This is a genomic window from Kluyvera sichuanensis, assembly GCF_040930405.1.
In the GTDB taxonomy this organism is placed as follows: Bacteria; Pseudomonadota; Gammaproteobacteria; order Enterobacterales; family Enterobacteriaceae; genus Kluyvera; species Kluyvera sichuanensis.
Map to the genome: position 1 here is coordinate 2,486,159 of NZ_CP162271.1, position 12,665 is coordinate 2,498,823.

The 12,665-nt window shown below is 55.3% G+C and carries 12 protein-coding genes; 5 read left to right on the forward strand and 7 right to left on the reverse strand.

Annotated elements, in window-relative coordinates; all coding sequences use genetic code 11:
- Positions 1–21: 21 nt before the first annotated feature.
- The 3 genes from iscS to trmJ all read right to left on the reverse strand — a co-directional run bounded on the left by iscS (position 22) and on the right by trmJ (position 2,866).
- The gene (iscS, locus tag AB2B48_RS12155; protein ID WP_035891364.1) at positions 22–1,236 is read right to left on the reverse strand and encodes a cysteine desulfurase; all 1,215 of its coding nucleotides are present in this window, start codon (positions 1,234–1,236) and stop codon (positions 22–24) included.
- A 163-nt stretch (positions 1,237–1,399) separates the two neighbouring features.
- The gene (gene iscR / locus AB2B48_RS12160) at positions 1,400–1,891 is read right to left on the reverse strand and encodes a Fe-S cluster assembly transcriptional regulator IscR (RefSeq protein WP_035891361.1); all 492 of its coding nucleotides are present in this window, start codon (positions 1,889–1,891) and stop codon (positions 1,400–1,402) included.
- A 243-nt stretch (positions 1,892–2,134) separates the two neighbouring features.
- Entirely contained in the window at positions 2,135–2,866 is a 732-nt protein-coding gene (gene trmJ, locus AB2B48_RS12165; protein WP_185668884.1) for a tRNA (cytosine(32)/uridine(32)-2'-O)-methyltransferase TrmJ, read from the reverse strand.
- Positions 2,867–2,986: 120 nt separating this feature from the next.
- Between trmJ and suhB the strand changes: the two genes are divergently transcribed.
- Entirely contained in the window at positions 2,987–3,790 is an 804-nt protein-coding gene (gene suhB / locus AB2B48_RS12170; RefSeq protein ID WP_185668883.1) for an inositol-1-monophosphatase, read from the forward strand.
- A 152-nt stretch (positions 3,791–3,942) separates the two neighbouring features.
- Positions 3,943–4,815: an alpha/beta hydrolase gene (locus tag AB2B48_RS12175; protein WP_368301873.1), complete on the forward strand. Its 873-nt coding sequence runs from the start codon at positions 3,943–3,945 to the stop codon at positions 4,813–4,815.
- 12 nt (positions 4,816–4,827) lie between these two features.
- Here AB2B48_RS12175 and AB2B48_RS12180 read toward each other — a convergent pair whose 3' ends face one another.
- Together AB2B48_RS12180 and AB2B48_RS12185 are read right to left on the reverse strand one after the other, a co-directional pair.
- Positions 4,828–5,808 (reverse strand): nickel/cobalt transporter, encoded by a 981-nt coding sequence (locus AB2B48_RS12180; RefSeq protein ID WP_368301874.1) that lies wholly within the window; start codon positions 5,806–5,808, stop codon positions 4,828–4,830.
- The gene (locus AB2B48_RS12185) at positions 5,799–6,437 is read right to left on the reverse strand and encodes a DUF1007 family protein (RefSeq protein WP_368301875.1); all 639 of its coding nucleotides are present in this window, start codon (positions 6,435–6,437) and stop codon (positions 5,799–5,801) included. The genes AB2B48_RS12180 and AB2B48_RS12185 overlap by 10 nt, the downstream gene beginning before the upstream one ends.
- Before the next feature lie 116 nt (positions 6,438–6,553).
- Between AB2B48_RS12185 and csiE the strand changes: the two genes are divergently transcribed.
- Positions 6,554–7,831 (forward strand): stationary phase inducible protein CsiE, encoded by a 1,278-nt coding sequence (gene csiE / locus AB2B48_RS12190; RefSeq protein ID WP_185668879.1) that lies wholly within the window; start codon positions 6,554–6,556, stop codon positions 7,829–7,831.
- Here the strand turns inward: csiE and AB2B48_RS12195 are convergent.
- Positions 7,828–8,964 (reverse strand): 3-phenylpropionate MFS transporter, encoded by a 1,137-nt coding sequence (locus AB2B48_RS12195; protein ID WP_368301876.1) that lies wholly within the window; start codon positions 8,962–8,964, stop codon positions 7,828–7,830. The genes csiE and AB2B48_RS12195 overlap by 4 nt on opposite strands.
- 361 nt (positions 8,965–9,325) lie before the next feature.
- Here AB2B48_RS12195 and AB2B48_RS12200 point away from each other — a divergent pair, with 361 nt between their 5' ends.
- On the forward strand, positions 9,326–9,748 hold the full coding sequence (locus AB2B48_RS12200; RefSeq protein WP_185668877.1) for a DoxX family protein: 423 nt from the start codon (positions 9,326–9,328) through the stop codon (positions 9,746–9,748).
- Between the two features lie 80 nt (positions 9,749–9,828).
- Here the strand turns inward: AB2B48_RS12200 and glyA are convergent, their stop codons facing one another.
- Entirely contained in the window at positions 9,829–11,082 is a 1,254-nt protein-coding gene (gene glyA, locus AB2B48_RS12205) for a serine hydroxymethyltransferase (RefSeq protein WP_035891344.1), read from the reverse strand.
- Between the two features lie 330 nt (positions 11,083–11,412).
- Between glyA and hmpA the strand changes: the two genes are divergently transcribed.
- A complete protein-coding gene (gene hmpA / locus AB2B48_RS12210; protein ID WP_333012928.1) occupies positions 11,413–12,603 on the forward strand; it encodes an NO-inducible flavohemoprotein in 1,191 nt (396 codons plus the stop codon).
- Positions 12,604–12,665 lie beyond the last annotated feature (62 nt).

Sequence of the window (12,665 nt, forward strand, 5' to 3'; positions counted from 1 at the left end):
AATTCTCCTTATCGGTACCGATTAATGATGCGACCATTCAATGCTGTTCAGATCCACGCCCTGTTTGAACATTTCCCACAGTGGAGAAAGGTCGCGCAGACGGCCAATGGAGTTGCGAACCAGATTGATGGTGTAGTCAATCTCTTCTTCGGTAGTGAAACGACCTAAAGAGAAACGAATGGAGCTATGCGCCAGCTCATCAGTCATGCCCAGTGCGCGCAGCACGTAGGATGGCTCAAGGCTTGCGGAAGTACAGGCAGAACCGGAGGAAACCGCCAGGTCTTTCAGCGCCATAATCAGGGATTCACCTTCAACGTAGTTAAAGCTCACGTTGAGGATGTTTGGTGCGCCCTGCTCAAGATCACCGTTCAGGTAGACTTCTTCCATATCCTTCACGCCGTTCCACAGACGGTTACGCAGACCGCGCAGACGGGCCATTTCGGTCTCCATCTCTTCTTTCGCGATACGGTAAGCTTCGCCCATGCCGACGATCTGGTGAACAGGCAGGGTACCGGAACGCATGCCGCGCTCGTGACCGCCGCCGTGCATCTGCGCTTCGATACGGATACGTGGTTTACGACGAACGTACAGCGCGCCGATACCTTTTGGACCGTAAATTTTGTGACCGGAGAAGGACATCAGGTCAACTTTCAGCTGGCTCAGGTCGATAGGCAGTTTGCCCACGCTCTGGGTCGCATCAACGTGATAGATGATGCCGCGCGCACGGCACATTTCGCCGATGGTCGCGATATCCTGCACCACGCCGATTTCGTTGTTCACGTGCATGATGGAGACGAGGATGGTGTCGTCACGCATGGCTGCTTCGAGCTCTTTGAGATCGATAATGCCGTTGCGCTGTGGCGCCAGATAGGTGATTTCGAAACCTTCGCGCTCGAGCTGACGACAGGTGTCCAGCACGGCTTTATGCTCGGTTTTGCTGGTGATGATGTGCTTGCCTTTTTTCTGATAAAAGTTGGCTGCACCTTTAATCGCCAGGTTGTCGGATTCAGTCGCACCGGAGGTAAAGACGATTTCACGCGGGTCTGCACCCACGAGGTCGGCAATCTGGTTACGGGCGATATCTACCGCCTCTTCAGCCTGCCAGCCGAAACGGTGTGAACGAGAGGCCGGGTTACCAAAGGTCCCGTCCAGGGTCAGAAACTGCATCATTTTCTCGGCAACACGCGGGTCCACCGGCGTGGTTGCGGAGTAGTCGAGATAAATCGGTAATTTCATTGCTCTTTAACTCCGTACATCACTCAATGCAAGGAGTCAGGCAACCGGCTGGATGTACGACCGTGTTGACGGGACGCTGTCCCGGCCTGACTCTGAAATCTCATTTTTATCTATAACCAGCCTGCTACGTGCGCCCGATAAGGCACACGGCAGAGCGGGTGGATTATGCACGTAACTTAACGTCGATAGCGTCTTGTACGCGGGTATTGCGGGAGGTGTCGTGCGAATGCTGGCGACCAGACACGTCCAGAACTTCCTGGTTATTGACCAGTTCACCGAGGGTGATGTTGTTCAGGAAGCCGGTCAGACGGTCGCTCAGATCGCGCCAGAGTGCGTGGGTCAAACATTTATCGCCGCCCTGGCAGCCACCTTTCCCCTGACAGCGGGTAGCGTCAACGGACTCGTCCACTGCGCTAATCACTTCACCCACTGCGATGTGGTTTGCTTCTTTACCCAGCAGATAACCACCGCCTGGTCCGCGTACGCTGGATACTAAGCCATTTTTACGCAGACGGGAGAACAGCTGCTCCAGATAGGAGAGTGAAATTCCCTGACGTTCAGAAATATCAGCCAACGGCACCGGGCCCGCTTCGGAGTTGAGTGCAACGTCCAGCATCGCGGTTACGGCATAACGCCCTTTAGATGTCAGTCTCATGTCTTACTTAACCTCAAACTCGCCCCTGCCCGGGGTTTTTAATAATATTGTGGGTATTGCATAGCAGGGCCAAGTCTGACATTCCCGACTAAAACAGTCAACTATTTACTTGAGTAATTTAGTCAGGTATTTGGCGTTCCGTGCGGTATTGATTTTGAGCCGTTTCCGGGGTCGGCCAGAGGCCTCGCCCCGGTTACAAAAGGGGTGTAGCCCGGCCAAACGGAGCGCCGCCGGGAATGCACCTTACTCTTTGTTTTTCTGCTCAATAGACGCCAGAATTCCACGCAGGATGTTCAGCTCCTGGCTTTCCGGGCGCGCACGGGTAAACAGACGACGTAAACGGCTCATCACCTGCCCCGGATGGTTTTCGCGGATGAAACCGGTAGCGAGCAGCGTCTGCTCCAGGTGGCCATAGAAACGCTCAAGATCGTCCACCAACGGGTACGGCGTCTCTTCGTGCTCAACCTTCGGTTCGTTGCTTTCCTGCGTCGCCAGCCAGGCCATGCGCACTTCATAAGAGATAACCTGCACGGCCATCGCCAGATTCAGCGAGCTGTATTCCGGGTTAGCGGCAATCGCCACGTGGTAATGACATTTTTGCAGTTCATCGTTGGTCAGGCCAACGCGTTCACGACCGAACACTAGCGCCACCGGCGCATGTTCACCTTCTGAGACGCTTTTCAGACCGCACTCACGCGGGTCGAGCATCGGCCACGGCAGCGTACGGGAACGCGCGCTGGTGCCAACCACCAGGCTGCAACCGGCCAGCGCTTCATCCAGGGTATCGACGATCTGCGCGTTGCCAATCACATCGCTGGCACCGGCTGCCAGGGCGATGGCCTGGGAGTCTGGTTTCACCAGCGGGTTGACCAGCCACAGGTTGGTTAAGCCCATGGTTTTCATAGCGCGGGCCACGGAGCCCATGTTGCCGGTGTGAGAGGTTTCGACCAGCACGATTCGGATATTTTGCAGCATTGTCATTCTTCGTCTAAAGATTATTCGACCATATTACCATAAACCTGAGACAGAATCCGAATTCGCTGCTATGATATGTGCCGTTTTCCCCGTTCTTTAACATCCAGTGAGAGTAACCTGATGCATCCGATGCTGAACATCGCCGTGCGCGCAGCGCGCAAGGCGGGTAACCTGATTGCCAAAAACTACGAAACACCAGAAGCTGTTGAAGCGAGCCAGAAAGGCAGCAACGATTTCGTGACTAACGTTGATAAAGCCGCTGAAGCGATGATTATCGACACCATTCGCAAATCTTACCCGCAACACACCATTATCACCGAAGAAAGCGGTGAGCATGTTGGCGAAGATCTGGATGTTCAATGGGTTATCGATCCACTGGATGGCACCACCAACTTTATCAAACGTCTTCCACACTTCTCCGTCTCCATCGCCGTACGCATCAAAGGCCGTACTGAAGTGGCTGTGGTTTACGATCCAATGCGCAACGAACTGTTCACCGCTACCCGTGGTCAGGGCGCACAGCTGAACGGTTACCGTCTGCGCGGCAGCACTGGCCGTGACCTGGATGGCACCATCATCGCGACCGGTTTCCCGTTCAAAGCGAAACAGCACGCTACCGCCTACATGAACATCCTCGGTAAAATGTTTACCGAATGCGCTGACTTCCGTCGCACCGGTTCCGCTGCGCTGGATCTGGCCTATGTTGCCGCTGCGCGCGTTGACGGTTACTTCGAAATCGGCCTGAAGCCATGGGACTTCGCCGCTGGCGAACTGATCGCTCGTGAAGCAGGCGCTATCGTTTGTGACTTCACCGGTGGCCATAACTACATGATGACCGGCAACGTCGTTGCAGGTAACCCACGTATCGTGAAAGCCATGCTGGCGAACATGCGTGACGAGCTGAGCGAAGCGTTGAAGCGCTAAGTTCACTCCGGCGGATGACGCTGCTCATCCGCCGAGCCCTCTCCGGGCGTTTTTCCTAAAAACTCCCTCACAGCTTTACTTTCCCTGCGCGTTTTAACACGATGCCTTCACTTAAGGGCACCACCGTCGTTCGCTCACTGCGGCAAGGAAGCATGGACATGGCACCTCCCCGGCACATCATCAAAACACTTTCCATTCTGTTTATCATTGCAGTCTGCATTTATTTTCTGCCTCGCGTGGCGATCAATGCTTTTTATTACCCCAACAATGAGTTCTACGGCCCTGAGCCCCACTTCGCGGAATCCATCACCTTCACCGCCAAAGATGGCACCCGTTTACATGGCTGGTTTATCCCTTCATCCGCAGGACCAGCGGAACAAGCCATCGCGACGGTAGTGCACGTTCATGGCAACGCGGGAAATATGTCGGGACACTGGTCGTTCGTCAGTTGGCTACCAGAACGCAACGTTAATGTATTTATGTTTGACTATCGTGGTTTCGGTAAATCAGAGGGCAAGCCGTCACCGCAAGGGCTACTGGATGATACGCAAAGCGCAATGAACTACGTGCGGCATCGCCCCGACGTCAATCCTGAACGACTGGTACTACTGGGACAGAGTCTGGGAGGTAATAACGTACTGGCAGCCGTGGGCAGCTGTATGTCCTGTGCTAATCAGCGACACGGCGATCGCGCGGGCGTACGTGCGATAATTCTCGATTCAACCTTTCTGTCCTACTCCGCCATTGCCAACCATATGCTGCCAGGCAGCGGATATTTGCTTGATGATAGCTATAGCGCAGACCGCAATATCGCAAGCGTCGCCCCCATTCCGCTCCTGATCCTGCATGGCACAGCGGACGGCGTCATTCCCTGGCAGCAGAGCGAAACGCTTTTTGCCCTGGCACGCGAACCGAAACAAAAAATCATCATCCCGGATGGAGAACATATTGACGCCTTCACCGAGCGACATGGCGATCGGTATCGCGACGCCGCAATGGCCTTTATCCGCGACGCGCTGCAATAAGCAATGCTGCGTTTAAAACGGCCTTAGCCCACGCCCAACCGGCACTGCGCTAACCCACATCACCACCGCCGCAGCGACCAGAACCGCGCCACCGGCCAGCGCCAAAGTTGTCCAGCCCACCTGCCGCCAGAGTATCGGCGTTTTATTGCCGCTGAGCTTCACCGCCAGGGTACGAAAACCATGAACCAGCAGCGCTAAAGAAGAGATGGTGAGCGACGTTCCTGCTGCCATCGCCAGCGCAGAGGCGACGCCCCAGCCAAACACGCCAATCACTTTGCTGAACAGCAGCACCATAATGGCACCGGAACAGGGGCGCATGCCCATCGACAGTATAATCATCAGCCTCGCCCGCCAGTCTTCATCCCGCTCAAGCCGTTTAGGGTCTGGCATGTGCTGATGACCACAGCCGCAGTGCTGGTCATGGACGTGGTGTGGTGTAAAAGCGGTAAACGTCGGTTTGCGCAGCAGCATGCGCAGCTTTTTCAGCGCCCGCCAGCACAGTAATAATCCCAGCACGCCCACCAGCGCATAGCTGCCCTTCTCCAGCCAGAAACTGCTGAGGTGCAGTTGGCGCGCCGGAAGTCGTAGCAGCGTCAGCACGACGACCACCAGGCCAATGGCTACCAGCCCCTGTAATAAAGAAGCCGCGAGCGTCAAACCAATACTGGATTTTAATTTTGACGGATGGGTGGCCAGCCACGTGGTGATGACGACCTTACCGTGCCCCGGCCCCAGCGCGTGCAGCACGCCGTAGACAAAGCTGAACAGCAGCAGCGCCCCACCCGCCTGAGTCGGGTTTTCCGCCACGGCCTGGAGCAAACCACTCATCTGCTGGTTCACATCGCGCTGCCAGACCACGCTTTGCAGCATGACCTGTGGCCAGGCCTGCCAGAGCCATAGCAAGCCAATAACCGCAACCGCAAAAAACAGCAACAGCGGCCAGAGCGACAGCCAGCGGCGAGAGGTGCGACGATTAACGGAGATTACTGACATGCGATGGTGACCTTCTGCGCAAACTGTTTTCCAAGATCCATATCTTCCGGAGGCGCATCCGCTTTATCGAGCGATTGCGCGTAGGAGAGCATCTCATCGTTAGGATGCGGAGTGTGGACGCTGACTTTGCATGCACCTTTAAAATCTGGCGCAAACGCCACGTCACCGTCCTTCTCGTAGCTCATATCGACATAATAGGTCGGGTCGAAGGTGGAAAAGGTGTAAGTCTGTCCCACCAGCGTTTGCGGCGTCGCCAGCGGTAAGGTAAAGGTCAGCACCGCCTGATGCCCCTGTCGCGCCAGGCCGTAGGCGGTAGGCAGGTTTTCGAACTTCACCTTTTTGCCGTCGTGCCAGAACTCGGTAAAGTAGTGCTGCCCCAGCACGTTCGCCATCACCTCAGCGGCCAGCTTTTTCCAGACCTCATCGCCCGGTTTTGCGTTACCCGCGTCGTAGAGCAGATCCGCCGAGGTGAGTTCATCCATTACCCAGCGCATTTTCATGCCCGTCAGCTTGCCGTCAGCCACCACCAGCTGGTTAGTGATGGTAATAAAGCTGTGCGGATGTGCGCTGACGTTTAACGATAAAACCGTAAGAAATATCAGAACCGCGCATTGTTTCACTCTCTTCATCGGTTCCTCAGTGAAAAATTCTGTGACCGTCACCCGCATTCCTTAGCTAAAGCTCATTAGCTGCCGTTATCTTTTGTCTATTCTTATGCTCATAACCTGCTGCTGGATCCCAACAGATGATGACCGTACTCGAACCGCCATCTGTGCTTTCCAGTCCGCAGCGCCGCTGCCAGGCGCTGCTGATGCTCTATCTCCCTGGTCATTCCATCACGGCGGAATACATTGGCATGGTGAATAATGTCGATGTTTCCACCGCCCGGCAAGATGTCATTGAAGCCGGAGAGGAGGTTGAGCGTTACCATCGTCTGGCGATCGCCACTCAGGCGGATGGCTGCTATCGGATTGAAGGCACAACCCTCGACCTGCGCCTGTGCTTACTGCACTGGCTTCGCCGCGCATTGCGTCTGTGTCCGCACTTTGTGACGCACCATTTTACACCAGCGCTGAAAACGCAGCTCAGGCAGTTGAAGATCCCGCGTACGCTATACGATGAAACCAACCTGCAGGCGCTGGTGAACCGCTGCGCCCGAAGCCTGCAGCGCGATTTTGAATGTCGCGACGTGCAGTTTTTACGCCTCTATCTCCAGTACTGTTTATTACAGCATCATCAGGGAGAAAGCCCGATTTTTAGCACGCTGCAAAGCGCCTGGACGCAGTCCACGCTGGAATATCAGATGGCGGCGGATATTGTCCACCACTGGCAGAGGCGGGTAATGCAAACGCCAAACCGCAACGAGCAGCACTTCCTGGCGCTGCTGTTTATGCTGCTGAAGGTGCCAAATCCCCAGTTTGATGGACGCGAGCAGGACCAGCAGCTACATCTGGCGATTGCCCGGCTGGTCGACCGTTTTCAGCATGAGGCGCACTGCCATTTCACCAATGAACGCAGCCTGCACGATCAGCTCTACGTTCACGTAGCGCAGGCGCTGAACCGCTGCGTGTTTGAGATCGGCATCGATCATCACCTGCCGGAAGAGATCCACCGACTCTATCCGCGATTGATCCGCACCACTCGTGCGGCGCTGAGTGATTTTGAAACCCGCTATACCCTGCACTTCAGCGACGATGAAGCAGCGCTGATTGCGGTGATTTTTGGCGCCGGATTAATGCAGGAGAGCGAGCTGCACGAGAAACAGGTGGTGCTGTTAACCGGCGATAACCCGGCGCTGGAGCAGGAGATTGAACAGCAACTGCGCGAACTGACGCTGCTGCCGCTCACCGTGAAGTACCTGACGGTCAACGTCTTCCAGAAAGAGGGCGCGCCGAAAAACAGCACGCTCGTGATTTCACCTTACGCGATTGCCCTGCCCCTATTTTCACCGCCGCTGATCCACGCCGAGCAACCGCTCAGCGAGCATCAGCAGCAGCATATCTGCAAGATACTGGAAACCTAGCGGGCGACCGTTTTTGGTCGCAGCACCAGCGCAGGCAGCGCCACCAGCGCCATCACCCAGAACAGCCCCTGATGAAGATGCTGATAAAGGAAGCCTGAGAACATGGTCATCACCGCAATGCTGCCGCCCATCGCCACCGCCGAGTAGACCGCCTGCAGGCGGATAACTTCGCTCCCCTGACGGGCAGCAATGTAGCGCATCGCCGCCAGATGGCAGACGGTGAAGGTGCCGCAGTGCAGGATCTGAATCAGAATCAGCCACGGCAGACTCGTCGTCCAGCCCATCAGCCCCCAGCGGATAACGCCGCAAATGGCCGACAGCAGCAGCAGATCCCGGGCGCTAAAGCGACGGAATACCTTTTTACTCAGCGCAAAGGTGACCACTTCGGCCACTACGCCCAACGACCACAGATAGCCAATAGCCGACGCTGAGTACCCCGCCCCTTCCCAGAAGATAGCGCTGAAACCGTAATAGGCGGCATGTGCCCCCTGAAGCAGGCTCACACAGGCAAGAAAGCGCCAGTTTTGCGTCATTAAGGAACGCCAGGCCGGCCAGCCAACGCTCTCCTGATGGCGGGATTCACCGAGCGGCATCACCGACGGTTTCAGCAACATCCCCAGCAGCATTGACGCGACGCCAAGACTCAGCATCACCAGGATGACGTGGTAATCGAACAGGCTCACCAGCTTACCGGTCAGCGCGGAACCAATCACGAAAGCAATGGAGCCCCACAGGCGCACCCGGCCGTAGTCCATGGTTATCTGTTTTTGCCAGGTGTTCGCCAGTGCATCGGTTAGCGGCACCAGCGGCGAGAAGAACAGGTTGAAACCGATCATCACCACCATCAACCAGGCAACCTGCGTACCCGCCCAGAACGCGGCGGCGAACAGCAGCGTCATCAGCGCCAGAATGCGCAGCACGCTTATCAAGCGCGAAGGATCGCTCACCCGCGGCGCTATCAGCAGGCTGCCGAGAAAACGGGCGACCAGCCCCGCCCCTAACAGTAGACCGATAGTTTCGGGCGACAGCCCAGCGCCTTTGAGCCAGACGCTCCAGAAGGGAAGAAAAATGCCGTAGCTAAAGAAATAGGTGAAGTAACTGAGCGCCAGCCAGCGCGTGGAGTGCAAAACCATGGGTCCTCCCGTTTTGGAGCCCCTAGTCTAATGACTCAACCCACATTCTGAAGAGCACTACTCCTCACATTAACGAGATAATTGTGATGGACATCACCTTTAGCTGTTTTTACGTCAGTCATCCGTCCGCACAAACGGTTACCGCGCTCGCTTCTCGCAGCCCCCCCAACAAGAGCGCACAGAAAAGCGACGAACTTCGTATTAGAAATATTCATATAACCGGGCATCAAAGCGGGGTTATCGTCCTGCCATGGTGCGGTACGTACGTTACAGCCATAAGACTGATTTATGTGCGCGCGGTGGCAGGGAGCAACATTGTGTATTACGTTTAAATCACACGTACTTACACCATGGAATGACCATGAACGCTCTCCGTTATCTCGACTTTGGCGCATCGCGCGACCTGCTGTTGCTGATTGCGCGTATCGCTATCGTGCTGCTGTTTATTCTCTCCGGCTATCCCAAAATGCTTCACTACGATGGAACGGTGCAGTACATGGCATCCATCGGCACGCCAATGCCTGCGCTGGCGGCCATCATTGCCATTCTGATGGAAGTGCCGGCCGTTATTCTGGTGATTCTGGGCTTCTTTACCCGTCCACTGGCGGTGATTTTTATTTTCTACACTCTGGGGACGGCGGTGATTGGTCACCACTTCTGGAACATGACCGGCGATGCGGTGATGCCTAACATGATTAACTTCTACAAGAACATCAGCATTTCAGGCGCATTCCTGCTGTTGGCGATTGTCGGGCCGGGGAAAATTTCTCTGGATCGGCGCTAAGTATTGCCCGATGGCGCGACGCTTATCGGGCATAAAAAAAGGCCGCTTGCGCGGCCTTTTTTGCATCTTACGGTTAGCGATTACGCGTAAACCGGGAAGCGAGCGCAGATATCCAGTACTTTCGCTTTGACGCTTTCGATAACGGACTCATCGTTGATGTTGTCCAGCACGTCACACATCCAGCCAGCCAGCTCCTTCACTTCCGCTTCTTTGAAGCCGCGACGAGTGACAGCCGGGGAACCGATACGGATACCGGAAGTCACGAACGGGCTCTTCGGATCGTTTGGCACGCTGTTTTTGTTCACGGTGATGTTCGCACGACCCAGAGCGGCGTCTGCTTCTTTACCGGTCAGGTTTTTATCAACCAGATCCAGCAGGAACAGGTGGTTTTCAGTACCGCCGGAAACCACTTTGTAGCCACGGTTCAGGAACACTTCCACCATCGCTTTGGCGTTTTTAGCAACCTGCTGCTGGTAAACCTTGAACTCTGGCTCCATCGCTTCTTTCAGCGCAACCGCTTTACCAGCGATAACGTGCATCAGAGGGCCACCCTGCGCGCTTGGGAACACCGCGGAGTTCAGTTTTTTGTACAGCTCTTCACTACCGTCTTTCGCCAGGATCAGGCCACCGCGTGGACCCGCCAGGGTTTTGTGAGTGGTGGTGGTCACAACGTGAGCGTGTGGAACCGGGTTCGGATAAACGCCTGCGGCAATCAGACCGGCAACGTGCGCCATGTCGACGAACAGGTAAGCACCGATGCTGTCTGCGATTTCACGCATTTTTGCCCAGTCTACAACGCCGGAGTATGCGGAGAAGCCACCGATGATCATTTTCGGTTTGTGGGTCTGAGCCAGCTTAGCCATCTCGTCGTAGTCAATTTTACCGGACTCATCAATGCCGTAAGGGATGATGTTGTACAGTTTACCGGAGAAGTTAACCGGGGAGCCGTGAGTCAGGTGGCCGCCCTGCGCCAGGTTCATACCCAGAACGGTATCGCCCGGCTGCAGCAGCGCGGTGTAGACCGCGAAGTTAGCCTGAGAGCCAGAGTGCGGCTGTACGTTAGCGTAGTCTGCGCCGAACAGTTCTTTCGCGCGGTCAATCGCCAGTTGTTCAACGATATCAACGTATTCGCAACCGCCGTAGTAGCGTTTGCCTGGGTAACCTTCAGCGTATTTGTTGGTCAGCTGAGAACCCTGCGCCTGCATCACGCGAGGGCTGGTGTAGTTTTCGGAGGCGATCAGTTCGATGTGCTCTTCCTGACGTACTTTTTCCTGCTCCATAGCCTGCCACAGTTCGGCATCATAATCGGCAATGTTCATTTCACGCTTTAACATCCGCATCTCCTGACTCAGCTAACAATTAAATTTTGGCCTGAAAAGGCAGTCCAATTGGACAACGGCCAACAGTATAACTGATTAGTTCTGCGATAACAGGTCTTGACAAACGAAATTACGCAAACGTTTCCCTCCGCGCCGCACAAGGGATTGAGGAATAAAGGGCTGAGGCAGGGAAACGGATTTCTTTTCAGGATTGTGATGTGAATAATTCATGTTGTAACCGCAATGGTGCATTCTTTCAAAGAACCATTTACAAAACAGGGGTATTTTTATAAGATGCATTTAACATGCAACATTAGATAACATTGATTGAAAGGAAGACCTGCCATGCTTGACGCTCAAACCATCGCCACCGTAAAAGCCACTATCCCCCTGCTGGTTGAAACCGGCCCGAAGCTCACCGCCCACTTTTATGATCGGATGTTCACCCACAATCCGGAGCTGAAAGAGATTTTCAATATGAGCAACCAGCGTAACGGCGACCAGCGTGAAGCGCTGTTTAACGCCATTGCCGCTTACGCCAGCAATATTGAAAACCTGCCCGCGCTGCTGCCAGCGGTAGAGAAAATCGCCCAGAAGCACACCAGCTTCCAGATCAAACCAGAGCAGTACAACATTGTGGGCTCGCACCTGCTGGCGACGCTGGATGAGATGTTTAGTCCAGGCCAGGAAGTGCTGGATGCCTGGGGCAAGGCCTATGGTGTGCTGGCGGGCGTGTTTATTAACCGTGAAGCTGAGATTTATCAGGATAACGCCAATAAAACCGGCGGCTGGGAAGGCACCCGTGCGTTCCGCATCGTCAAAAAGACCCCGCGTAGCGATCTGATTACCAGCTTCGAGATGGAGCCGGTAGATGGTCAGCCGGTGGCCGATTATCAGCCGGGCCAGTATCTGGCGGTGTGGCTGAAGCCTGAAGACTTCGAGTATCAGGAGATTCGTCAATACTCGCTGACCCGCAAGCCGGACGGTAAAGGCTATCGCATTGCCGTGAAACGTGAAAACGGCGGCCAGGTCTCCAGTTGGCTGCATAACGCGGCAAAAGAAGGCGATGTGGTCTATCTGGCCGCGCCTGCCGGTGATTTCTTCCTTAACGTCACCCCGCAAACCCCGGTTACGCTGATCTCCGGTGGCGTGGGGCAAACGCCGATGCTGGCCATGCTGGATACGCTGTCAAAAAACCGCCATCCGGCACAGGTGAACTGGTTCCACGCGGCGGAAAATGGCAGCGTTCACGCCTTTGCAGATGAGGTGAAAACGCTGGGTAGCGCGCTGCCGAACTTCACCTCACACCTGTGGTATCGCACCCCGACCGACGCAGACCGCCAGTCCGGCGCGTTCGACAGCGAAGGGCTGATGGCGCTTTCAGCGCTTGCCGATAAGCTGCAGGATCCGCAGATGCAGTTCTACCTGTGCGGCCCGGTGGCCTTTATGCAGCATGCGGCAAAACAACTCGTTGAGCTTGGCGTCAACACCGACAGCATCCACTACGAATGCTTCGGCCCACATAAAGTCCTGTAATCTTTTCTTTCCAGGCGGGTAGGAAACTCCCCGCCTTCCCGCCTTTCTTCGCTCGTCCCGGT